Below are 22,813 nucleotides of genomic sequence, written 5' to 3' on the forward strand. Positions count from 1 at the left end.
AAAAAAAAACCGGGGATAAACCCCGGTTTTTTTATTTGTGCCGTTTACGAAGATTCTCAATCACCGCCGTTAAATCCAGCTCCTGATCCTGCAGCAGCACCAGCAGGTGATACATCAAATCCGACGCTTCATTCGTCAGCTCTTCCCGGTCATGTACGGTCGCGGCCAGCGCCGTCTCAACGCCTTCCTCTCCCACCTTCTGCGCAATACGCTTAGTCCCGCTGGCATACAGCTTCGCGGTATAGGAACTCTCAGGATCCGCCGTTTTACGCTCTGCCAGCAGTTGTTCCAGCTGATACAGGAACAGCCACTGGTGGCCCGCTTCGCCGAAGCAGCTGCTGGTGCCCTTATGGCAGGTCGGGCCGATTGGGTTCGCCAGCACCAGCAGGGTGTCGTTATCGCAGTCAGGCGTCATGCTGACCACGTTCAGGAAGTGACCCGAAGTTTCCCCTTTGGTCCACAGGCGCTGTTTCGTGCGCGAGAAAAACGTCACGTTGCCGCTGTCGATCGTTTTTGCAAGCGCGTCCTGGTTCATATAACCCAGCATCAGCACTTCGCCTGAGACGGCATGCTGTACAACCACCGGCAGTAATCCGTCAGTTTTTTCCCAGTCCAGCTGCGCCTGTTGTTGCTCTGTTAACATACCCTGATCTCCACGCCCTGGTCGGCCAGGAACGTTTTTAACTCGCCAATATTGATAATCTGTTTGTGGAACACGGAGGCGGCAAGGGCACCGTCCACGTTCGCATCGCGGAAGGCTTCCAGGAAATGCTCCATGGTGCCCGCGCCGCCGGAGGCAATCAGCGGAACGTGGCAGACCGCGCGCACTTTCTTCAACTGCTCGAGGTCATACCCGTTACGCACGCCGTCCTGGTTCATCATGTTCAGCACAATCTCGCCTGCGCCGCGCTTCTGCACTTCCTGCACCCAGTCCAGCGTTTCCCACTGGGTGACGCGTGTGCGGCTTTCATCGCCGGTGTACTGGTTGACATGGTACTTGCCGGTCGCGGCGTCGAACCAGGTATCAATCCCTACGACAATACACTGCACGCCAAAACGATCGGCCAGGCGGGTGATCAGTTCCGGCTCGGCCAGGGCAGGGGAGTTGATGGAAATTTTGTCTGCGCCAAAAGAGAGAATTTTGGCGGCGTCGTCAGCGGACTTAATCCCGCCCGCCACGCAGAATGGGATATCAATTACTTCCGCCACGCGCGCGACCCAGCTTTTGTCGACCACGCGGCCATCGCTGGAGGCGGTAATATCGTAAAATACCAGCTCGTCTGCGCCTTCATCGGCATAGCGTTTTGCCAGCGGGACGATGTCGCCAATGATCTCGTGGTTGCGGAACTGCACGCCTTTCACGACCTGACCATCGCGCACGTCAAGACAAGGAATTATCCGTTTTGCCAGCATTGAATCGCCTCCGTCACTGTAAATTTACCTTCCAGCAGGGCCCGGCCCACAATCACACCCTGTACACCTGTACCGCGCAGCGCGGCCACGTCGTCTATATCACCAATGCCGCCAGAAGACTGGAACGCAACCTGCGGATAACGCGAGCAGACCTCTTCATACAGCGAGACGTTGGAGCCCGCCAGCGTTCCGTCGCGGGAGATATCCGTGCACAGCACGTGCTTCAGGCCAACGGGCAGATAGATATCGACCAGCTCTTCCAGCGTCACGCCGGAGTTTTCCTGCCAGCCGCTGACTGCAACCTGCTTGTTACCCTGCTCGTCAATGCGAACGTCCAGCGCCAGCACCAGGGCGTCGGCGCCAAAGCGGCGGAACCAGCCTTTCACGGTGTCAGGATCTTTCACGGCAGTTGACCCTACCACCACGCGCGCCACGCCCGCGTCCAGCAGAGCCGCCACGTCGTCTTCGGTACGTACGCCGCCGCCAACCTGCACGGGGACATCCACGCCGGCAACCAGCTTTTTGAGCAGCGGGATCTGGCGTTTGGCCGGATCTTTCGCCCCGGTCAGGTCAACCAGGTGCAGCACTTCAGCCCCCTGCGCCGCATAGTCCTGCAGGCGCGGCAGCGGGTCGTTTCCGTAGTCGCGCTGCTGGCCGTAATCGCCCTGGTGAAGGCGGACAACCGTGCCGTCGATTAAATCTAAAGCGGGAATAATCATCACATCTCCAGGAAGTTTTTCAGCAGCTGCGCGCCTGCGGCGCCAGAGCGTTCCGGGTGAAACTGCACGCCGAAGAAATTGTCTTTCTGCACCGCCGCGGTAAACGCCTCACCGTAAGTGCACTGGGCGATCGTGTTGATGTTCACCGGCATGGCGTAACTGTGCACGAAGTAGAAGTACGCGCCGTCTTCGATGCCGCGAAACAGCCGGTCGCCCGCTTTGGCGTAAACGCGGTTCCAGCCCATATGCGGCAGAGGCAGGCCGTGGTCGGTCATTTTCGGCACGTCTTCGTCGATAATGCCCAGCAGGTCAACGCCGTTGCTCTCTTCGCTGCAGCGGCCAAGAAGCTGCATGCCCAGGCAAATCCCCAGCACCGGCTGGGTACAGGCTTTGATCAGGTCGATCAGATCGCGTTCGCGAATCTGGTCCATCGCTGCCTGTGCGGTTCCCACGCCCGGTAAAAACAGTTTGTCGGCGCGCAGCACCACGTCCGGATCGCGGCTGACCACGGGCTCATAGCCGTGGCGCGCGATGGCCGATTTTACGGAGTTGAGGTTGGCGCATCCGGTATCCAGAATCACCACGTTCATCAGAGCACTCCTTTCGATGAGGGAAGGGCATCACCTTCCACGCGGATCGCCTGGCGCAGGGTGCGGCCAAAGGCTTTAAACAGACTCTCCACGCGGTGGTGATCGTTTTTGCCTTTGGTTTTCAGGTGCAGCGTCAGGCCCATGGTGTAGGACAGAGAACGGAAGAAATGCTCCACCATTTCGGTGCTGAGATCGCCCACGCGCTGGTAGGTGAAATCAGCTTTGTATTCCAGGTGCGGACGACCGGAGATGTCCATGGCGCAGCGTGCCAGGCACTCGTCCATCGGCAGGACGAAGCCGAAGCGGTTGATGCCGCGCTTGTCGCCGAGCGCCAGCTTCAGGGCTTCGCCCAGCGCCAGGCCGGTATCTTCTACGGTGTGGTGATCGTCAATGTAGAGGTCACCTTTTACCGCGATCTCCATGCGGAAACCCCCGTGGGTGGCAATCTGGTCCAGCATGTGGTCAAAGAAACCGACGCCGGTGTGGATCTTGCTGCCGCCTTCGCGGTCCAGCCAGACCTTCACATCAATCTGTGTCTCTTTGGTGTTGCGCTCAACGTGGGAATAGCGGTCGCGTTTTATCAGCTGCTCGCCAATCTTTGCCCAGTTTAGGTCGTTACGATCGTAGCGCAGCCCCGCGATGCCCATGTTTTCCGCCAGCGTAATATCGGTGATGCGATCGCCGATAACGTAGCTGTTGGTTTTATCCAGCGCATCTTCGGCCAGATAGCGCTCAACCAGCTTCACCTTTGGCTTACGGCAGTCGCATTCGTCTGCCGGCATGTGCGGGCAAATCAGCACTTCATCAAATACCACGCCCTGAGAGGTCAGTACCTGCATCATCAGGTTATGCGGGCCGTCAAAGTCCGCCTGCGGGAAGCTGTCCGTACCCAGACCGTCCTGATTGGTGATCATCACCAGCTTATAGCCCGCTTTTTGCAGCTTAAGCAGCACCGGGATCACGTCCGGTTCAAAAGCCAGCTTGTCGAAACGATCGACCTGGAAATCGGCTGGTGGCTCCGAAATAAGGGTGCCGTCACGATCGATGAAAAGGATCTTCTGGGTCATACTTTCTCCGCTTTCAGGGCGTCAATCACGCGCTGGCTCTCTGCGCGGGTGCCGACGGTAATGCGCAGGCATCCGCTCAGGGAAGGTTGTTTATTCTGGTCTCGTAAGATAATGCCCTGATCCCACAAAGATTTAAATACGGCGCTGGAGGCGGTGAAGCGCGCCAGGATATAGTTGGTTTCCGAGTCGAATACCTGCTCCACGCAGGGGATATCCTTCAGGGCAGTCACCAGATACTGGCGCTCTTCCAGGATCTGCGCCACCCGCTCGCGCATTGCATTTATGCCCTGAGGCGTCAGCGCCTGTGCCGCAATATCGGCAACCGGCGTTGAGAGCGGGTACGGGGCGATCACTTTCAGCAGCAGGTCAATAACCTCTTTATTCGCCAGCGTAAACCCGCAGCGCAGGCCCGCGAGGGCGAAGGCTTTTGACAGCGTGCGCAGCACAACGAGGTGCGGATACTCTTCCAGCCAGCCTGCCAGCGTCGCCTGCGGGCAGAACTCAATATAGGCTTCGTCCGCGACCACCAGCGCTTTGCCGCGCGTCATATCCAGCAGGGTACGGATATCCTGTGGGTTAATAATCTGCCCGGTTGGGTTATTCGGGCTGCAGACAAACACGACTTTTACGCCGTCGAGATTGTCGGCAATGCCTTTCAAATCGAGCTGCCAGTTCTCCAGCGCCTGCACGTTGCGGCACGCCACGCCGAAGGTTTCCGCGCTGACGCTGTACATGCCGTACGTGGGCTGGCAGTACATCACCGCGTCTTTGCCCGGCTCGCAGAACGCGCGGATCAGCAGCTCAATGCCCTCATCCGCGCCGCGGCTGACCAGCACCTGCTCCGGCTTCACTCCCGCGTACTGCGCGTAGTTTTCAATTACTGCTTTTGGCTGACACTCCGGATAGCGGTTCAGCGTTTGCTGCGACAGCTCAAACTCCACCGCCGTCGGGAATTCGTTGGCGTTCAGCCAGACGTCCCCGTTTCCGCCCAGACGACGCGCAGACTGGTAAGGCGTCAGGCGACGGACATTTTCGCGGGCTAACTCTTCAATGTTCATGCTTGCTCCTTCAGGGCTGCAACGCGCAGCGTAACGGCATTTTTGTGGGCGGTCAGGCGCTCGGCGGCGGCCAGGGTTTCAATGGTCGAAGCAAGCGAGGCAAACCCCTCACGGGACAGCTCCTGCACGGTCATGCGTTTCTGGAAATCCGCCAGCCCCAGACTGGAACAGGTAGAGGTGTAGCCGTACGTCGGCAGCACGTGGTTGGTGCCGGAGGCGTAATCCCCCGCGGACTCCGGTGACCAGTCGCCGAGGAACACCGAGCCGGCGCTGGTAATGCTATCGACCAGATCGCGCGCGTTGCGGGTCTGAATAATCAGGTGCTCCGGGCCGTACTGGTTGGAAATGGCAATACACTGGTCCAGATCGCGCGCCACAATCAGGCGGCTGGCCGCTAGCGCCTGACGTGCCGTGTCGGCGCGGGGCAGGTCGGCAAGCTGGCGCTCAACGGCTTCACCCACGCGTTTCGCCATATCGGCATCCGGCGTCAGCAGGATGACCTGCGAGTCCGGGCCGTGTTCCGCCTGAGAAAGCAGGTCGGACGCCACGAAGTCCGGCGTTGCGCCGCTGTCGGCAATGACCAGCACTTCAGACGGACCGGCAGGCATATCGATGGCCGCGCCGTCCAGACGCTGGCTGACCTGGCGCTTGGCTTCGGTAACATATGCATTGCCCGGGCCAAAGATTTTGTCGACTTCAGGAATGGATTCCGTGCCGAACGCCAGGGCGGAAATCGCCTGCGCGCCGCCCACTTTATAGACCGCCTGCACGCCGCACAGCTTCGCCGCATAGAGGATCTCGTCGGCAATCGGTGGCGGTGAGCAGAGCACCACTTTCTGGCATCCGGCGATACGCGCCGGCGTGGCGAGCATTAATACGGTGGAAAACAGCGGCGCTGAACCGCCAGGAATATAAAGCCCCACTGACGCAACCGGGCGCGTCACCTGCTGGCAGCGTACGCCGGGCAGGGTTTCGACATCCACGGTCTGCAGCTTCTGCGCGGTGTGGAAAGTATCAATATTTTTCACCGCAACGGCCATCGCCTCCTTGATGTCGTCACCCAGACGATTGCTGGCATCACTGATTTCCTGCTCGGTAACTTTCAGTGCGTCGACTTCCGTCTTATCAAACTTCGCGCTGTATTCACGCAGAGCGTCATCGCCACGGGCTTTGACGTTATCCAGAATCTCCGCCACGGTGCGAGAGATGCTCTCAGAGGCGGAAATCGCCGGGCGCATCAGCAGCTCGCGCCGCTGCGCGTCGCTACAGGTATTCCAGTTGATGATTGTGTTAAAGCTCATGGCCATTACTCCATCATCTTCTCAATTGGCAGCACCAGGATGGAGCTTGCGCCCAGCGCCTTCAGTTTTTCCATGGTTTCCCAGAACAGGGTTTCGCTGCTCACCATGTGCATCGCCACGCGCTGCTGATCGCCCGCCAGCGGCAGGATGGTTGGGCGCTCAGCGCCAGGCAGCAGGGCGATGACCTCTTCCAGACGTTCGGTTGGGGCGTGCATCATGATGTATTTGGATTCACGCGCCTGAATCACGCCCTGAATGCGGGTCAGCAGTTTGTCGATGAGCTGCTGCTTGGCGTCGGCCATCTCGCCGTCGCGCTGAATCAGGCACGCTTTAGAGCGGTAAATCACTTCCACTTCGCGCAGACCGTTCGCTTCCAGGGTGGCACCGGTGGAGACGAGGTCACAGATGGCGTCCGCCAGGCCCGCACGCGGCGCCACTTCAACAGAGCCGTTCAGCAGGCAGGACTTGAACTGTACGCCTTTCTGGTCGAGATAGCGCTTCAACAGGTGAGGGTAGGAGGTGGCGATACGTTTGCCGTTCAGCGCGGCCGGGCCGTCCCACGCTTCATCGACCGGCGTTGCCAGCGACAGGCGGCAGCCGCCGAAGTCCAGACGACGCAGGGTGAAGTAACGCGGGTCTTCACCCTGCGCGCGGCGGGTCAGCAGCTCTTCTTCCAGCACGTTTTCACCGATGATGCCGAGGTCAACGACGCCGTCCATCACAAGGCCTGGAATATCGTCATCACGCACGCGCAGAATGTCGATCGGCATGTTTTCAGCCAGAGCAATCAGGCGCTGGGTGTGCAGGTTGATTTTGATCCCGCAGCGGGCCAGCAGTTCGCGTGAATCGTCACTTAAACGGCCTGATTTTTGAATAGCTATGCGTAAGCGTGAGTTATCTAACATTCTTTATTCCTCGTTAACCTGTTTTAACCTGTCTGAATTTGGTCCAAAAAAAAGCCCCCGGAAGAAAATCTTCCGGGGGCTTTTTCATGCGTTCATGCACCACTGGAAGATCCAAACGTCTTCCAGCACACATCGCCTGAAAGACTAGTCAGGATGATGGTGATGATGGTGGTGTTTAAATTGAACGCGTGTCATATAAATTCTCGATGAATGCTTATTCATTTGATGTCTTTTAACCTAAACCAGTTGTACGACATATTGCAAGGGCTTTTTTTGATCATTAATTCATTTCATATTGATGCTATGAATTGTGTGTTCTGCCGGGCTGGCGTAGCCTTATAAATGACGAGTGAGAGTCAGGAGAATTCGCATGAAAAAGGTCGCGATTGTCGGTTTAGGATGGCTGGGAATGCCGCTGGCGATGTCATTAGCCGCGAAAGGCTGGCAGGTGACCGGGAGCAAGACCACCCGGGACGGGGTAGAAGCGGCGCGCATGTGCGGTATTGATGGCGTTGAACTGCGTCTGGAGCCGGAGCTGGTGTGTGATGCGGACGATCTGGACACGCTGATGAACGTGGATGCTCTGGTGATTACGCTACCCGCGCGGCGCAGCGGTCCGGGAGAATCATTCTACCTGCAGGCGATGCAGGAGATCGTCGACAGCGCGCTGGCGCACCACGTGCCGCGCATTATTTTTACCAGCTCGACGTCGGTCTATGGCGATGCCGAGGGCGTAGTTAAAGAGAGTTCCGAGCGACGTCCCGTTACCGCAAGCGGTCAGGTTCTGAAAGAGCTGGAAGACTGGCTGCACAACCTTCCCGGCACGCAGGTGGATATCGTCCGTCTGGCGGGGCTGGTTGGCCCGGGGCGTCATCCGGGGCGCTTCTTTGCCGGAAAGACGGCACCAGACGGTCAGCATGGCGTGAATCTTGTGCATCTTGAAGATGTTATTGGCGCGATTGAGCTACTCTTACAGGCTCCAAAAGGCGGACACATCTATAATATATGTGCACCGTCTCATCCGGCGCGCAGCACGTTTTACCCGCTCATGGCACGCCAGCTTGGGTTGGCTCCGCCGGTTTTTGGTGAGGCAAAGAACGAAAGTAAAGGCAAAATTGTTGATGGCAATCGCATTTGCCATGAGCTGGGGTTTGAGTATCAGTATCCCGATCCGCTGGTGATGCCCATGGAATAAGCCCCGCAGCGGAGACAATCGCACACCAGAAGGGGGCGAGCATGAAACCGCTGCTGGATGTTCTTATTATTCTGGATGCACTGGAAAAAGAGGGGAGCTTTGCGGCTGCATCGGCAAAGCTCTACAAAACCCCTTCGGCGCTGAGCTACACCGTGCAAAAACTGGAAAGCGATCTCAATATCCAAATCCTCGATCGCTCCGGGCATCGCGCGCGGTTTACCCGCACCGGGCAGATGCTGCTGGAAAAAGGCCGTGACGTTCTGCACACCGTTCGCGAGCTGGAAAAGCAGGCCGTCAAGCTCCATCAGGGATGGGAAAACGAGCTGGTGATTGGCGTGGATGATACCTTTCCGTTTTCTCTACTGACGCCGCTCATTGAAGCGTTTTATCAGCATCACAGCGTTACTCGGCTGATTTTCATCAACGGCGTGCTGGGCGGCTCCTGGGATGCCTTAACCCAGGGCAGGGCGGACATTTTTGTCGGTGCTCTGCACGAGCCTCCCCAACTGAGTGACTTTGGTTTCGCCCGCCTGGGCGTGCTGGAGCAGGTATTTGCCGTGGCGCCTCATCATCCGCTGGCTCAGGAGCCAGAGCCTCTTAACCGTCGCGTCATTAAGGGGTACCGCGCAATAGTCGTAGGGGACAGCTCGCGCCCCGAATGTGCAGTTTCCTCGCAGCTGCTGGATGAGCAGGAGGCCATCACCGTTTTTGACTTTAAAACCAAGCTGGAGCTGCAAATTAGCGGCCTGGGCTGCGGCTATTTGCCGCGCTATCTGGCGCAGCGCTTTATTGATAGCGGTGCGCTTGTTGAAAAACAGGTACTTGCTCAAAGCAGCAACGAGTCGGTATGGGTGGGCTGGAACGAACAAACCGCCGGGCTGGCCAGCGCCTGGTGGCGGGACGAAATTTTAGCAAATAGTGCTATCGCCGCAGTTTACTCTCAGGGTAGCGTCGAGAAATCAGCCAGTTAGCAAAAAGAAAATTACCCGGTGCGTTGCAAAGTATTGCCTTTTGTATCCGATGTGGGGCAAAATGCCGCCGCTGCAACCAAATGAATAATCGACGATATAAAAGGCGTCGGTTATTTTTTTTTGCATGTACGAAACGAAACTAAAAACCAAGAGGCCGGGCTTCGTACCGGATAGATATTTACTAAAATCCGACAGTTGTTGTCGCTGAGGAAGAAAGAAATGGGGCAATTTTTCGCTTACGTGGCGGTTATCACCGTAAAGGAGAATAACTATGTCGCATAACGCAACTCCAAACACCTCTCGCGTGGAATTACGTAAAACGCTTACGTTGATTCCGGTTGTTATGATGGGCCTTGCCTATATGCAACCGATGACGCTGTTCGATACATTCGGTATCGTATCGGGCCTCACTGACGGTCACGTTGCGACGGCGTACGCCTTTGCACTGGTCGCCATTCTCTTTACTGCGCTGAGCTACGGTAAGCTGGTTCGCCGTTTCCCGTCCGCAGGCTCTGCGTACACCTATGCCCAGAAATCCATCAGCCCGGCGGTTGGCTTTATGGTGGGCTGGTCATCCCTGCTGGACTACCTGTTCATGCCGATGATCAACATTCTGCTGGCAAAAATTTACTTTGAAGCGCTGGTGCCTTCCGTGCCGTCGTGGATCTTCGTTGTCGCGCTGGTGGCCTTTATGACCATCTCTAACCTGCGCAGCATCAAGACCGTGGCTAACTTCAACACCCTGATCGTTATCCTGCAGATGGGTATTGTTGCGGTTATCGTCGGCCTGATCATCTACGGCGTTTCTCACGGCGAAGGCGCAGGCACGCTGACCAGCACCCGTCCATTCTGGTCTGAAGGGGCACACGTAGTGCCGATGATCACCGGTGCGACCATCCTGTGCTTCTCGTTCCTGGGCTTCGACGGCATCTCTTCTCTGTCTGAAGAGACCAAAGACGCCGAGCGCGTCATTCCGCGAGCGATTTTTCTGACAGCGCTGATTGGCGGCCTGATCTTCATCTGCGCCTCCTACTTCCTGCAGCTGTACTTCCCGGATATTTCTCGCTTTAAAGATCCGGATGCGTCACAGCCTGAAATCATGCTGTACGTGGCAGGTAAAACCTTCCAGTGGGGCGTGCTGATCTTCTCCAGCGTGACCGTTCTGGCGTCCGGCATGGCGGCACACGCGGGTGTTTCGCGCCTGATGTACGTCATGGGTCGTGACGGCGTGTTCCCAACCCGTTTCTTCGGTTACGTTCATCCGAAATGGCGTACCCCGGCGTGGAACGTACTGCTGGTTGGCGTAATCGCACTGATGGCGATTAAATTCGACCTGGTGACGGCAACTGCGCTGATCAACTTCGGTGCGCTGGTGGCGTTCACCTTCGTTAACCTCTCCGTGATTTCGCAGTTCTGGATCCGTGAGAAGCGTAACAAGACGCTGAAAGACCACTTCAACTACCTGATTCTGCCAGTCTGTGGTGCCCTGACGGTAGGTGCGCTGTGGATTAACCTGGAAGAGAGCTCAATGATTCTGGGTCTGATCTGGGGCGGTATCGGTCTGGTGTACCTGGCCTGCGTCACGAAGAGCTTCCGTAACCCGGTTCCTCAGTACGAAGATATTGCATAAGTCTTAACGTTTCAAAAAAAACCGGAGACCCTTGTCTCCGGTTTTTTTATATCTCACTTCAGACTATATCTTGCGCGTACTGGAACAACGCTTTCAGCAACGTCTGCTTCTCTGCATCCCCTTCGTACTGGCCGTAAAGCATCTCCAGCTCCTGGGCATAGTTGTGCAGATACTCTGGCGTAAACACGTTTCGACGGTGCTGCAGCCAGCGCGCCTGTTCAGCTTCATCCAGCGTGCCGGGATAGTTGCGTGCCCGGTAGTTAAACATCAGCTTTTCGATGCGCTTATCGGCGAAGGTGATGTCCAGCGCCGGTAAGTTACGCGGCTCGGTTTGCAGAACAATATTCATAGCTGCACGGTCGGCATCGCTGAAGAAGCCATTGTAGAGCTGGGCATCCACGTTTTCGGACGGCACGAACGGCTCCGCCTCGGCAAAGATGGCGACCACTTTCTCGCGCACCTGCGGGTTATCGCGCAGCACTTTCAGGTTAACCAGGCAGTGCTGACGGTTAATGCCCAGCCTGTCGGCATCTTCCGGACGCAGCGTGTTCGCCTGCGCCAGCACAGGACATTTGTTGATATGCACCAGTTTGACCGGCACCGCAGGCAGATCCCCGAGTTCATTTTTTGGGGTGTAAAGCCGTTCGCGCAGGGTATCGCTGTCAAGCTCCAGCAGCGGCGAAATATCGCCCGCCAGGTCCACCATGATAACCGCATTACGGTTATCCGGATGCCACGCCAGCGGCGCAACCCAGCTTGTATTGCCGCGCCAGGCGCCAAACATGCCGGAGATATGCACCAGGGGCTTCATCTGCGGTACGTCGATAAGGGTCATGAGCTTCTGCTTGCTGCGGTGGCTCAGCAGATATTCAAATAGCCGGGGCTGTGCGGTTTTCACCAGCTTCGCCATGGCAATGGTGGCATAAACGTCTGCCATCGCGTCGTGGGCATTACTGTGCTCGATGCCGTTGGCTCGCGTCAGGTGTTCCAGCCGGAAGCTGGTCAGCCCTTCCTCATTTTCCGGCCAGTTGATGCCTTCAGGGCGCAGGGCATAACAGGCGCGCATGATGTCGAGCAGATCCCAGCGTGAATTGCGGTTCTGCCAGCTCCAGGCGTACGGATCGTAGAAATTGCGATAGAAGATATTGCGCGTCACTTCATCGTCAAAACGGATGTTGTTGTAACCGACCACGCAGGTATTGGGAACGGTAAACAGATCGTGGATGCGGCGGGCGAACTCTGCTTCGTTAACGCCTTTTTCCCGCGCTTCCTGCGGTGTGATCCCGGTGACCATCACCGCGCCAGGCTGCGGCAGGTAGTCATCAGCAGGCTTACAGTAAAAAACCTCGGGTTCGCCAATAATGTTGAATTCGTCGTCGGTACGGATGGCGGCAAACTGCGCCGGCCGGTCCAGCGCCGGATGGGTGCCAAAGGTTTCGTAGTCGTGGAATAAAAAAGTCGGGCGTGCGGCAGAGTCAGACACCAGTAATACCATCCTGTTAAAAAATGACGTCACTATGGTAAACGATCGTGCGGGTCAGACCGAATAAAAAGCGCCGCCGCGGCGCAAATTTGCGAGACAGCTTCCGCGGAAAACCTGCGTTCTGTCACATTTTTTTGCAATTAAGCCAGGTAACGACACCAGAACTCCCGTAAAAAGGTCATCGATTTTTAATGACCTGAGGATATACCGTTGAAACGCCGTCTGTTTATTGCTGTTTCTTTACTCGCTTCGAGTATCTCATCTGCCTTTGCGGCCGAACCACTGGATTTTTCGCCGCAGCCTCCGGCCATTCAGGCGGGGTCATGGGTGCTGATGGATTACACAACTGGTCAAATTTTAACGGCGGGCAACGAACATCAGCAACGTAATCCGGCGAGCCTCACCAAGCTGATGACGGGCTATGTGGTCGATCGGGCCATTGACAGCCATCGCATTACGCCGGATGACATTGTCACAGTAGGTCGGGACGCGTGGGCAAAGGGCAACCCGGTTTTTGACGGTTCGTCGCTGATGTTCCTGAAAGAGGGCGATCGCGTCACCGTGCGTGACTTAAGCCGCGGTCTGATTGTCGATTCCGGCAACGATGCCTGCGTGGCGCTGGCCGACCACGTGGCGGGCGGGCAGCCGCAGTTTGTGAAGATGATGAACGACTACGTGCAGAAGCTGAACCTGCGCGATACGCACTTTGAAACCGTCCACGGTCTGGACGCGCCGGGCCAGCACAGCTCGGCCTATGACCTGGCCGTGCTCTCCCGGGCCATCATTCACGGTGAGCCAGAGTTTTACCATATGTACAGCGAAAAGAGCCTCACCTGGAACGGCATCACCCAGCAAAACCGTAACGGCCTGCTGTGGGACAAAACCATGAACGTGGACGGCCTGAAAACGGGGCACACCTCAGGCGCAGGCTTTAACCTTATTGCCTCCGCGGTGGACGGCCAGCGTCGTTTGATTGCGGTGGTGATGGGCGCGGACAGCCCGAAAGGGCGCGAGGACCAGGCGCGTAAGCTACTGCACTGGGGACAACAGAACTTCGATACGGTGCAGATCCTGCATAACGGTAAAAAAGTGGGGACAGAGCGTATCTGGTACGGCGATAAAGAACAGGTAAATCTGGGTACGGATCAGGACTTCTGGCTGGCGTTACCGAAAGCAGAAGTGCAGAACATCAAGGCTAAATACGTTCTGGATAAAAAAGAGCTGGAAGCGCCGATTGCCGCGCATCAGCGGGTCGGGGAGATCCAGCTCTATGACCGCGACAAGGTCGTGGCGCACTGGCCTCTGGTCACTCTGGAAGCCGTTGATAAGGGCGGCGTATTCTCACGCCTGAGCGATTATCTTCACCACACGCTGTAACCGCTGATGGGCAGACTGGCAGGGTTGCGAGTCTGCTCACATAATAAACACTCCTCGTTTGCCGGTAATAGAAATCCTGCTTTATAGTGTATAAATATACAGTGATAATCGGAGGCAGCATGGACTACAGCATCACGCAGCAACAGAAACGTAAGATTGCGGGTTTTCATCTTGTAGGGCCGTGGGAAAAAACGGTCAAGCAGGGCTTTGAACAGCTGGTCATGTGGGTGGACGGGCGTCACATTGAGCCGCTGGAGTGGGTGGCGGTCTATTACGATAATCCCGATGAGATTCCGGCAGAAAAACTGCGCTGCGATACGGCCGTTACGGTACCGGATGATTTTGTCATCCCGGAAAACAGCGAAGGGGTGATGATGACGGAAATCGCGGCTGGTGATTATGCCGTGGCGACGGCGCGCGTGGAAAACTACGACTTTGCGACCCCGTGGTATCAGTTCTTTAATTCTTTACTGCAGGATAATAAATACCAGATGGCGCTTAAGCCCTGCTTCGAACGCTATCTCAACGATGGCAACGCGGACGGCTACTGGGATATCGAAATGTTTATCGCGGTAGAGCACAAAACGGTTTAAGCCTGCTTAATGAAGGGTTTTTAAGCCGGGAGCGATCCGCCCGGCTGAAAACACAGTACAATTGTGATTTGCCGTGTTGCTGGAGAGCGGGTGTGCGTCCCGACAAATCATTAACCCCTTTTGAAATTCGCTTATATAAACATTACCGCGTGGTGCACGGGTGTCGCATCGCGCTGGCGTTCGTGTTGACCTTTGTACTGGTCCGGTTGCTGGATATACCTGAAGGTACGTGGCCGCTTATCACGCTGGTGGTGGTGATGGGGCCTATCTCATTTTGGGGAAACGTTGTCCCGCGCGCCTTCGAGCGCATTGGCGGAACCGTTCTTGGCTCTGCCCTGGGGCTTATTGCCCTGAAGCTGGAGCTCATCTCATTTCCGGTGATGCTGGCATGGTGCGGTGCCGCCATGTTCCTGTGCGGCTGGCTGGCGCTGGGCAAACGGCCTTATCAGGCGCTGCTGATTGGTATCACCCTTGCGGTCGTGGTCGGCGCGCCCGCCGGGGATATGACCACGGCGCTGTGGCGAAGCGGAGATGTTATTCTGGGCTCGCTGCTCGCCATGCTGTTTACCGGCATCTGGCCGCAGCGCGCTTTTCTGCACTGGCGTATCCAGATGGCTAACTACGTCACGGCGTTTAACCGCGTCTACCAGGCGGGGTTTTCACCGAATCTGGTTGAGCGTCCCCGGCTGGAAAAGCATCTGCAAACCATCCTCAACGACGTGGTCAAAATGCGCGGCCTGATAGTACCAGCCAGTAAAGAGACCCATATTCAGAAAGCGATTTTCGAAGCTATCCAGACGGTCAGCCGCAATCTGGTGTGCATGCTTGAACTGCAAATCAACGCGCACTGGGCCACGCGCCCCAGCCATCTGTTGATGCTCAACGCCCAGACCCTCAAAGAGACGCAGATGATGACGCAGCAAACCCTGCTGACCATCGCCCATGCGCTCTATGAAGGCAACCCGCAGCCCGTGCTGGCGAACAGCGAGCGTCTCAACGAAATCGTGGCGGAACTGAAGCAGTTAATCAACGAGCGGCAGGGCGATAACGTGGCGGAAACGCCCATTCATGGCTATGTCTGGCTGAGCCTGGAGCTTGCGCGACAGCTTGAGCTGCTATCGCACCTGATTTGTCGGGCGCTGCGCAAATAAAACGCGGATGTGACGCCTGCTGCTTCGATTCAGCAGCAATTGGGGTTATGATAGCTTTAAACGATATAGCCATTGTCATTCGCAGCCGCTGTCAGTAAGGTTATTGTTACAACGGTTGCTTTAACGAATCCGAATCTCACATTATCAGGGGTGTATAAAATGGAAACTATCAAGCCTTCGTTCCAGGATGTTCTGGAATTCGTCCGCCTGTTCCGCCGCAAAAACAAACTGCAGCGTGAAATTCAGGACGTTGAGAAGAAGATCCGTGACAACCAGAAACGTGTTCTGCTGCTCGACAACCTGAGCGACTACATCAAGCCGGGCATGAGCGTTGAAGCTATTCAGGGCATCATCGCCAGCATGAAGAGCGACTATGAAGACCGCGTTGATGACTACATCATCAAAAATGCCGAGCTGTCCAAAGAGCGTCGCGACATCTCTAAAAAGCTGAAAGTGATGGGCGAAATCAAAAACGCCGAAGCAAAAAGCGAGTAATCGCAGCGAATTGTGAAAAAGGCTCTCTGGTGACAGAGAGCCTTTTTTATTTTACGGAGTGCCGTTTTACATTTACCTGCCGCAGAAAAGCAAAAAGCCTGCTATAAAAGCAGGCTTTTTAAATTTGGCTCCTCTGACTGGACTCGAACCAGTGACATACGGATTAACAGTCCGCCGTTCTACCGACTGAACTACAGAGGAATCGTTGTGGAGGCTTATCTTAGCGGCGAAAAAACTTTTGTCAAACCTGATCTTAGGGAAAATCGACTGATTGCCGATTCTGTCGTCAGTTTGTTGTAAATACACACATCTTTTTCAGGAAAATACTTTGCAGGATTAGCATTTCTCCCCCATCATTTGAAATGGAGTTTCAACTTTTCTCGCTAAGGTCCATTTTGAACGTCACTGCCCCTCTGCGCCAGGCGATCATGCGCACGCCATGGTACGCAAAACGTAAAAGCTATCGTGTTCTGTTCTGGCGTGAAATCACCCCCCTTGCCGTGCCTATTTTCCTGGAAAATACCTGCGTTCTGCTGATGGGAGTACTGAGCACCTTCCTGGTGAGCTGGCTGGGGAAAGAGGCAATGGCAGGGGTCGGGCTGGCGGACAGCTTTAACATGGTGGTGATGTCATTTTTTGCCGCCATCGATCTCGGGACGACGGTTGTGGTGGCCTTTAGCCTCGGCAAGCTGGATCCCAAACGTGCGCGCGAGGCTGCACGCCAGTCGCTGATGATCATGACCCTCTTTTCGATCGTGCTGGCGGCGGTGATCCACTATTTCGGTAAAGAGATTATCGATTTTGTCGCCGGGGAAGCCACGAACGAGGTGAAGGACCTGGCGCTGACCTATCTCGAAATGACCGTCTTAAGCTATCCGGCGGCGGCCATCGCGCTGATTGGCAGCGGCGCGCTGCGCGGGGCAGGTAACACAAAAATCCCGCTGCTGATCAACGGCGGGATGAATATCCTGAATATCATCATCAGCAGCGTGCTGATCTACGGCGCGTTCTCGTGGGATGGACTGGGGTTCGTCGGGGCCGGGCTGGGATTAACCATATCACGCTATATCGGTGCGGCGGCCATCATCGGGGTGCTGATGACGGGGATTACGCCCTCGCTGCGTCTTACGCTTAAGAGCTACTTCCGGCCCTTTAATTTCGCCATTATCTGGGAAGTGATGGGGATTGGTATTCCCGCGAGCATTGAATCCGTGTTGTTTAACGGCGGGAAGCTGCTCACGCAGATGTTTGTCGCCGGAATGGGCACCGACGTTATCGCCGGTAACTTTATCGCTTTCTCCATCGCCTCGCTGATTAACCTGCCGGGTAACGCCCTTGGGTCGGCATCTACCATCATAACGGGTAAACGGCTCGGGAAAGGGCAGATAGGCCAGGCGGAGCGGCAGCTGCGCCACGTGTTCTGGCTGTCGACGATTGGGCTGACGCTGATTGCCTGGGGCACCGCGCCGTTTGCCGGGCTGATGGCCGCGTTCTATACCCACGAAGAGGATGTGAAAGAGGTGGTGAAGATCCTTATCTGGCTCAACGCCGCCTTTATGCCGATCTGGGCGGCATCCTGGGTATTGCCTGCCGGGCTGAAAGGGGCGCGCGATGCCCGTTTTGCCATGTGGGTGTCCATGCTCGGCATGTGGGGGTGTCGCGTTGTGGCGGGCTATACGCTGGGCGTGGTGCTCGGCTGGGGCGTGGTTGGCGTCTGGCTGGGGATGTTCCTTGACTGGGCCGTGCGTGGGGCGCTGTTCTACTGGCGTATGGTCAGCGGGCGCTGGCTGTGGAAATATCCGCGACAAAATGCCTGACAATTGCGCGAAGTGGAGAATAAATCGGCAAACGATCCGAAATCTGCATTCTGCCTTTGACATCCCAGGGGAGCATCGATAATATGCGCCCCGTTCACACGATTCCTCTGTAGTTCAGTCGGTAGAACGGCGGACTGTTAATCCGTATGTCACTGGTTCGAGTCCAGTCAGAGGAGCCAAATTTAAAAAGCCTGCTTTTATAGCAGGCTTTTTGATTTTGTGCGCAAGGTAAATGCAAAACGGCAATTTAGTGTTTGCACCCTCTCCCGTGGGAGAGGGATGGGGTGAGGGCACCAGCCCGCACGATGTTACATGCCAATCGGTGCCGTCGCCGCCTCAAGCCACGTACGCGCATCGCTATTCACCAGCGGTGACAGCGCCTCCCGCACCTGCTGATGATACGCATCCAGCCACCGCTTTTCCTGCTCGCTCAACAGCTGCAATTCCACCTGGCTTAGATCAATCGGGATCAGCGTCAGCGAGGCAAATTTGCAGAACCCCGGGCGGCTCTCCACAATCTCCACCTGGTTTTCAATGCGGATACCGTGGCTATCGCCCAGATAATAGCCCGGCTCGATAGTCATGATATTGCCCGCCACCAGCGGCCACGGGTTGACCTTTTTGGCGATGCGATGCGGGTTTTCATGGATCAGAAGCTGGTGGCCCACGCCGTGCCCGGTACCATGATCGTAATCCAGCCCCATCTCCCACAGCGGACGACGCGCGAAAGCATCCAGCTGATGCCCCTGAGTCCCGGAAGGGAACTGCAGGGTAATCAGCGACAGGAAGCCTCTCAGCACGGCGGTGTAGTGCAGGCGCTGCTGCGGAGGAACATTGCCCCACGCCAGCATGCGCGTGGCGTCGGTGGTGCCGTTAGCGTACTGACCGCCCGAATCGTTCAGGTAAAAATGGTCATGGCCGATGGGCTTATTGCTGGCCTCGCTTGAATGATAGTGACACATCGCCGCATTGCTCGACGAGGCGGAAATGGTCGCGAAACTCTGCTCGATAAAACCGGGCTGCTGCTGGCGGAACTCCAGCTGCTGCGCCTGCACTTCCAGCTCTGTCAGGGGCTGCCCAGCCGCCGCACGCAGCGGCACTTCGCGACTCAGCCAGGCCAGGAAGTTGACCCACGCTGCGCCGTCCTGGTGATGGCACTCGCGATACCCTGCCAGCTCGACCGGGTTTTTGGTGGCCTTAATCAGGGTTATGGGATCGGTTTGCCAGACAATTTCTCCGCGCGGTTCAATGGCAAAGCGCAGGGCCACCGGCGCGGAGTCGGCATCAACCATCACCCGCTTCCCTTCAGCAAGCTGCTGGCAGCGTTCAATAAAGGTGTTCTGCGGCGCAATCGTGAAGGCGTTCAGAACTGAATCAGGGAGTTCTGCGAGCTTATTGTCGTTAACAAACCACTCAACGCGACCGTCACGCCCAAGCAGGGCAAATGAGAGCGGTACCGGACTGGTGGGAATATCTGAGCCGCGCACGTTGAGCAGCCACGCAATGTTATCCGGCAGCGTAACGGCCAGGTAGTCAGCGTTGTTCGCGGCCAGCACGGCGGCAACGCGCTGACGTTTGTCCTCGCTGCTTTCACCGCTTACCTCTACCGGCATTTCACGGATAAGCCCCGCCGGCGCGGCAGGGCGATCGGTCCATAATGCGTCAAACGGTGAGGCATTCAGTGGCACCAGCTCGCACGGCGTGGCAGACAGCTGTTCGAACTCGGCATTCGTCATCAGCAGTGGGTCAAAACCGATGCGCGTGCCCGCCTCAACGTTTGCCGTCAGCCAGTCTGCCAGCGGCTCATTGTGCAAATGATGAATTTCAATCTCGTCCATATTGACCTGAACGCGGGCCTGCACCTGATAGCGTCCGTCGACGAACAGCAGCGCTTTTTCCTTCAGTACCAGCGCGACGCCGGCAGAGCCGTCAAAGCCCGTCAGCCAGGCCAGCTTTTCGTCGTTCAACGCGCAATTCTCGCTTTGCCAGGCATCGGTGCGCGGAACGATCATCCCGTCGAGATGACTGGCCTCAAGCCAGTGGCGCATGGCAGAGAGCGGTGTAGGGGTTTGCATGATTTTTCCTTATTGCTATTAGCGGAACGGCGGCTCGTTGAAGGTGCGAAGCTTGCGCGAATGCAGTCGGTCGCCTTCCGCCCGCAGCAGGTCAATGGCGCGAATGCCAATCTGCAGGTGCTCGGAGATGGCCCCTTCGTAGAAACGGTTGGCCTGACCCGGCAGCTTAATTTCGCCGTGCAGCGGCTTATCGGACACGCACAGCAGCGTGCCGTAAGGAACGCGGAAGCGGTACCCCTGTGCGGCGATGGTGGCGCTCTCCATGTCAATCGCCACCGCGCGGCTCAGGTTGAAGCGCAGCGCGGAGGCGGAGTAACGCAGCTCCCAGTTGCGGTCATCCGTCGTCACCACCGTACCGGTACGCAGGCGCTGCTTGACCTCTTCACCCGGCATGCCGCTCACCTCTTTGGTGGCGTCGTAGAGCGCGCGCTGTACTTCGGCGATGCTCGGGATCGGGATGTCCGGCGGCAGTACCGCATCCAGCACGTGGTCATCACGCAGATAGGCGTGGGCCAGCACGTAGTCGCCAATCAGCTGGCTTTCGCGCAGGCCGCCGCAGTGGCCAATCATCAGCCACACGTCCGGGCGCAGCACCGCCAGATGGTCGCAGATGGTTTTGGCATTCGACGGGCCCACGCCGATGTTGATCAGGGTGATCCCCTGGCCGTCCGCGGTGATCAGGTGCCAGGCGGGCATCTGGTGTTTTTTCCACGCCAGATCGGAGATGGCCTGCTCGGGCGCTTCGGTTTCAGCGGTGATCCAGATCCCGCCCGCGCAGGACAGCGCGATGTAAGGACTGTCCGGATCGAGAATTTGGCTACAGCCCCAGCGAACAAACTCGTCCACGTAGCGGGTGTAGTTGGTAAACAGCACAAACGGCTGGAAATGTTCGGCGGGCGTGCCGGTGTAGTGGCGCAGGCGCGCCAGGGAGAAATCCACCCGACGGGCATCAAAGTGCGACAGGGGTGAAAACTCTGCCGGGTGATAAATCCCGTCAGCCGTCTCATCGCCAATCTGTGACAGCTCGGTGGTCGGGAAATGGCGGGTCAGCCCCGCGCTCATGGAGCGGTCAAGGGTTAGCGCCGAACCGTCAATCACGTACGGATACGGGATCTCATGCTGCGAAGGCTCCACGGCAATGTGCGCGCCGTAATCCTGATACAACAGCGTTAGCTGCTCTTCCAGATAGGGGCGGAACAGTGCAGGGCGGGTGACGGTGGTGCTGTAGCAGCCGGAGTGGGTAAAGCGGGCATAGGCGCGGGTTTTCGGCGTCGTGCTTGCGCTGCCGTCCCAGGTCACAGAGAGCGATGGATAAACAAAAAGGCCTTCGTTTCTGGCCTTTTGATCGGGAAGTTTTCCTGTTTCGATGTATTCGCTAATGGCGCTGCGCAGCGCGTTGACGGACTGTTCATACAGCGCGTCGAGTTTTTCCAGCGCCTGAGCCGGGGTCAGGCTGGAGCCCTTATTATTCATCTCTGTCTCCTTGTTCCACAGGTGTGCGACTCTACCCGATAGTATGTCACACGCCTGTGAAACAAAAGGGAGATCAGGCGTGGCTCGTCTCTTTCATCAGCAGCGCCGTCGCCGCCGACAGCAGGCAGCCGGCCAGCAGATAGATCGCCACGCTGTACCAGTTTCCGCCGGAGAAGGTGACCAGCGCGGCGGCGATAAACGGCGTAAACCCGCCGCCGACCACGCTTGCCACCTGGTAGCCCACGCCCGCGCCGCTGTAGCGATAGCTCGCGCCAAACAGTTCGGTAAACATTGGCTGCTGCACGCAGACCACCATATCGTGGGCGATGTTGGCGAGCATGATGGCGAAGAAGACAATCCAGAAGACCGACTGCGCCTCCAGCGCCATAAAGAACGGCCAGGCGCTGAGGCTGCCAATCAGCGCCCCGGTGATATAGACGCGGCGGCGGCCAAACCTGTCCGCCAGCCAGGCGAAGCAGGGGATGGTCAGGCAGCTGATCCCGCCGACCACCAGACCGATATTCAGGAACAGTTCACGCGGCAGACCGAGGTTCTGCGTCGAGTAGTTCAGGGCAAACGCGGTAACGATATACATCGTCAGCAGCTCGCACAGGCGCAGAGCGATTATTTTCAGAAAAGCGCCAGGATGCCGGACGAGGGCTTCCATCACCGGAAGACGTTTTTTGACAACCGGTTTCTCCTGCTGCTGTTCGAATTCTGCCGACTCCTCCATCCCGTTTCGGATCCACAGCGCGGCAACCACCAGCACGATGCTAAAGATGAACGGAATGCGCCAGCCCCAGCTCAGGAACTGCTCGTCGGTGGTGAGCTGGCTGATTAACGATACCAGCCCGGTAGAAAGCAGCAGGCCGACGCCGTAACCCACCTGTACGCCGCTGCTGTAAAAGGCTTTCCGGTTTTTCGGCGCGCTTTCAACGGACAGCAGCGCCGCGCCGCCCCATTCGCCGCCCACGGCGAAGCCCTGTATGGCGCGCAGCGTTACCAACAATACTGGCGCCCACCAGCCAATGTCGGAAAACGAAGGAAGAATGCCAATCAGCGCGGTGGCAATCCCCATCATCCAGACGGTGAGCATCAGCATGCGCTTGCGGCCGAGGCGATCGCCGAAGTGGCCAAAGATCACCCCGCCCAGCGGGCGAAACAGGAACCCGACGCCGAAGGTGGCAAACGCGGCGAGGGTGCCCATCGCCGGGCTGACCTGAGGAAAGAATTCGCGGTTAAACACAAGCGCGGCGGTGATGCCATAAAGCAGAAAATCATACCAGTCGACGACGGCACCCGCGAAGCTGCCGAGGGCGGCGCGGCGGGCGCGATTGAGCGAAGGTGTCTCCTCGTTGGGACGAGCGGAGATGAGGGTGGAGTCCATAGTTGTCCTGTCCGTACTGATTTTTAATTATTGGTATAAGAAAAGGTCACTCACATAGCTGCCGTCATATAAACGGAACCTATGAGACTACCGCGACAAAACGCCTGAGAAAA

At 57.1% G+C, this 22,813-nt stretch carries 22 protein-coding genes, 2 tRNA genes and 1 other annotated feature; of the genes, 10 read left to right on the forward strand and 14 right to left on the reverse strand.

The window, feature by feature from the left end; genetic code table 11:
• Window positions 1-31: 31 nt before the first annotated feature.
• From hisIE to hisL, 9 genes are all read right to left on the reverse strand, one after another.
• A complete protein-coding gene (gene hisIE, locus OSH03_RS08205) occupies window positions 32-643 on the reverse strand; it encodes a bifunctional phosphoribosyl-AMP cyclohydrolase/phosphoribosyl-ATP diphosphatase HisIE (RefSeq protein WP_266178789.1) in 612 nt (203 codons plus the stop codon).
• On the reverse strand, window positions 637-1,413 hold the full coding sequence (hisF, locus tag OSH03_RS08210) for an imidazole glycerol phosphate synthase subunit HisF (protein WP_266178790.1): 777 nt from the start codon (window positions 1,411-1,413) through the stop codon (window positions 637-639). The genes hisIE and hisF overlap by 7 nt, the downstream gene beginning before the upstream one ends.
• Window positions 1,395-2,132 (reverse strand): 1-(5-phosphoribosyl)-5-[(5-phosphoribosylamino)methylideneamino]imidazole-4-carboxamide isomerase, encoded by a 738-nt coding sequence (gene hisA / locus OSH03_RS08215; protein ID WP_266178791.1) that lies wholly within the window; start codon window positions 2,130-2,132, stop codon window positions 1,395-1,397. Before hisA ends, hisF begins: the two co-directional genes overlap by 19 nt.
• The gene (gene hisH / locus OSH03_RS08220) at window positions 2,132-2,722 is read right to left on the reverse strand and encodes an imidazole glycerol phosphate synthase subunit HisH (RefSeq protein ID WP_266178792.1); all 591 of its coding nucleotides are present in this window, start codon (window positions 2,720-2,722) and stop codon (window positions 2,132-2,134) included. The genes hisA and hisH overlap by 1 nt, the downstream gene beginning before the upstream one ends.
• Window positions 2,722-3,789, reverse strand: coding sequence for a bifunctional histidinol-phosphatase/imidazoleglycerol-phosphate dehydratase HisB (gene hisB / locus OSH03_RS08225; RefSeq protein ID WP_266178793.1), 1,068 nt, complete (start codon window positions 3,787-3,789; stop codon window positions 2,722-2,724). Before hisB ends, hisH begins: the two co-directional genes overlap by 1 nt.
• The gene (gene hisC / locus OSH03_RS08230) at window positions 3,786-4,847 is read right to left on the reverse strand and encodes a histidinol-phosphate transaminase (protein WP_266178794.1); all 1,062 of its coding nucleotides are present in this window, start codon (window positions 4,845-4,847) and stop codon (window positions 3,786-3,788) included. The genes hisB and hisC overlap by 4 nt, the downstream gene beginning before the upstream one ends.
• Complete coding sequence (hisD, locus tag OSH03_RS08235) at window positions 4,844-6,148, reverse strand: histidinol dehydrogenase (RefSeq protein ID WP_266178795.1); 1,305 nt, start codon at window positions 6,146-6,148, stop codon at window positions 4,844-4,846. Before hisD ends, hisC begins: the two co-directional genes overlap by 4 nt.
• A 5-nt stretch (window positions 6,149-6,153) precedes the next feature.
• Window positions 6,154-7,053: an ATP phosphoribosyltransferase gene (gene hisG, locus OSH03_RS08240; RefSeq protein WP_003859492.1), complete on the reverse strand. Its 900-nt coding sequence runs from the start codon at window positions 7,051-7,053 to the stop codon at window positions 6,154-6,156.
• Between the two features lie 45 nt (window positions 7,054-7,098).
• Window positions 7,099-7,222, reverse strand: a sequence feature (His leader region).
• Window positions 7,198-7,248, reverse strand: a complete 51-nt coding sequence (gene hisL, locus OSH03_RS08245; protein ID WP_001364200.1) for a his operon leader peptide — start codon at window positions 7,246-7,248, stop codon at window positions 7,198-7,200. Its footprint overlaps the feature before it by 25 nt.
• Before the next feature lie 175 nt (window positions 7,249-7,423).
• On the opposite strand from hisL, the gene OSH03_RS08250 reads away from it, so the two are divergent.
• The 4 genes from OSH03_RS08250 to OSH03_RS08265 all read left to right on the forward strand — a co-directional run bounded on the left by OSH03_RS08250 (window position 7,424) and on the right by OSH03_RS08265 (window position 10,849).
• Window positions 7,424-8,248 carry an SDR family oxidoreductase gene (locus tag OSH03_RS08250; protein ID WP_028013761.1) on the forward strand — a complete coding sequence of 275 codons (825 nt, stop codon included), beginning with the start codon at window positions 7,424-7,426 and terminating at the stop codon, window positions 8,246-8,248.
• Between the two features lie 41 nt (window positions 8,249-8,289).
• Window positions 8,290-9,219, forward strand: coding sequence for a LysR substrate-binding domain-containing protein (locus OSH03_RS08255; RefSeq protein ID WP_061097708.1), 930 nt, complete (start codon window positions 8,290-8,292; stop codon window positions 9,217-9,219).
• Between the two features lie 219 nt (window positions 9,220-9,438).
• Complete coding sequence (yoeI, locus tag OSH03_RS08260) at window positions 9,439-9,501, forward strand: membrane protein YoeI (RefSeq protein WP_099458931.1); 63 nt, start codon at window positions 9,439-9,441, stop codon at window positions 9,499-9,501.
• Window positions 9,491-10,849, forward strand: coding sequence for an APC family permease (locus OSH03_RS08265; RefSeq protein ID WP_061097709.1), 1,359 nt, complete (start codon window positions 9,491-9,493; stop codon window positions 10,847-10,849). Before yoeI ends, OSH03_RS08265 begins: the two co-directional genes overlap by 11 nt.
• Window positions 10,850-10,907: 58 nt before the next feature.
• Here OSH03_RS08265 and sbcB read toward each other — a convergent pair whose 3' ends face one another.
• Complete coding sequence (gene sbcB, locus OSH03_RS08270) at window positions 10,908-12,344, reverse strand: exodeoxyribonuclease I (RefSeq protein ID WP_420909756.1); 1,437 nt, start codon at window positions 12,342-12,344, stop codon at window positions 10,908-10,910.
• Between the two features lie 198 nt (window positions 12,345-12,542).
• On the opposite strand from sbcB, the gene dacD reads away from it, so the two are divergent.
• From dacD to OSH03_RS08290, 4 genes are all read left to right on the forward strand, one after another.
• A complete protein-coding gene (gene dacD / locus OSH03_RS08275) occupies window positions 12,543-13,709 on the forward strand; it encodes a serine-type D-Ala-D-Ala carboxypeptidase DacD (RefSeq protein WP_266178796.1) in 1,167 nt (388 codons plus the stop codon).
• A 119-nt stretch (window positions 13,710-13,828) separates the two neighbouring features.
• Window positions 13,829-14,302 carry a DNA gyrase inhibitor SbmC gene (gene sbmC, locus OSH03_RS08280; protein WP_266178797.1) on the forward strand — a complete coding sequence of 158 codons (474 nt, stop codon included), beginning with the start codon at window positions 13,829-13,831 and terminating at the stop codon, window positions 14,300-14,302.
• A gap of 92 nt (window positions 14,303-14,394) precedes the next feature.
• Window positions 14,395-15,453 (forward strand): FUSC family protein, encoded by a 1,059-nt coding sequence (locus OSH03_RS08285; RefSeq protein ID WP_253542692.1) that lies wholly within the window; start codon window positions 14,395-14,397, stop codon window positions 15,451-15,453.
• 159 nt (window positions 15,454-15,612) lie between these two features.
• A complete protein-coding gene (locus tag OSH03_RS08290; RefSeq protein WP_028013754.1) occupies window positions 15,613-15,948 on the forward strand; it encodes a DUF496 family protein in 336 nt (111 codons plus the stop codon).
• A 125-nt stretch (window positions 15,949-16,073) separates the two neighbouring features.
• Here the strand turns inward: OSH03_RS08290 and OSH03_RS08295 are convergent.
• Window positions 16,074-16,149: transfer RNA gene (locus tag OSH03_RS08295), tRNA-Asn, on the reverse strand.
• Between the two features lie 161 nt (window positions 16,150-16,310).
• On the opposite strand from OSH03_RS08295, the gene emmdR reads away from it, so the two are divergent.
• Both emmdR and OSH03_RS08305 read left to right on the forward strand, forming a co-directional pair.
• The gene (gene emmdR, locus OSH03_RS08300; protein WP_119917268.1) at window positions 16,311-17,765 is read left to right on the forward strand and encodes a multidrug efflux MATE transporter EmmdR; all 1,455 of its coding nucleotides are present in this window, start codon (window positions 16,311-16,313) and stop codon (window positions 17,763-17,765) included.
• 103 nt (window positions 17,766-17,868) lie between these two features.
• Window positions 17,869-17,944, forward strand: a tRNA-Asn gene (locus tag OSH03_RS08305).
• 129 nt (window positions 17,945-18,073) lie between these two features.
• Here OSH03_RS08305 and OSH03_RS08310 read toward each other — a convergent pair.
• The 3 genes from OSH03_RS08310 to shiA all read right to left on the reverse strand — a co-directional run bounded on the left by OSH03_RS08310 (window position 18,074) and on the right by shiA (window position 22,700).
• Window positions 18,074-19,840 (reverse strand): aminopeptidase P family protein, encoded by a 1,767-nt coding sequence (locus OSH03_RS08310; protein ID WP_266178798.1) that lies wholly within the window; start codon window positions 19,838-19,840, stop codon window positions 18,074-18,076.
• 18 nt (window positions 19,841-19,858) lie between these two features.
• The gene (locus OSH03_RS08315; RefSeq protein WP_041909184.1) at window positions 19,859-21,313 is read right to left on the reverse strand and encodes an AMP nucleosidase; all 1,455 of its coding nucleotides are present in this window, start codon (window positions 21,311-21,313) and stop codon (window positions 19,859-19,861) included.
• 73 nt (window positions 21,314-21,386) lie between these two features.
• The gene (shiA, locus tag OSH03_RS08320; RefSeq protein ID WP_266178799.1) at window positions 21,387-22,700 is read right to left on the reverse strand and encodes a shikimate transporter; all 1,314 of its coding nucleotides are present in this window, start codon (window positions 22,698-22,700) and stop codon (window positions 21,387-21,389) included.
• Window positions 22,701-22,813 lie beyond the last annotated feature (113 nt).

It is taken from the genome of Enterobacter nematophilus, from assembly GCF_026344075.1.
GTDB classification, from domain to species: Bacteria; Pseudomonadota; Gammaproteobacteria; order Enterobacterales; family Enterobacteriaceae; genus Enterobacter; species Enterobacter nematophilus.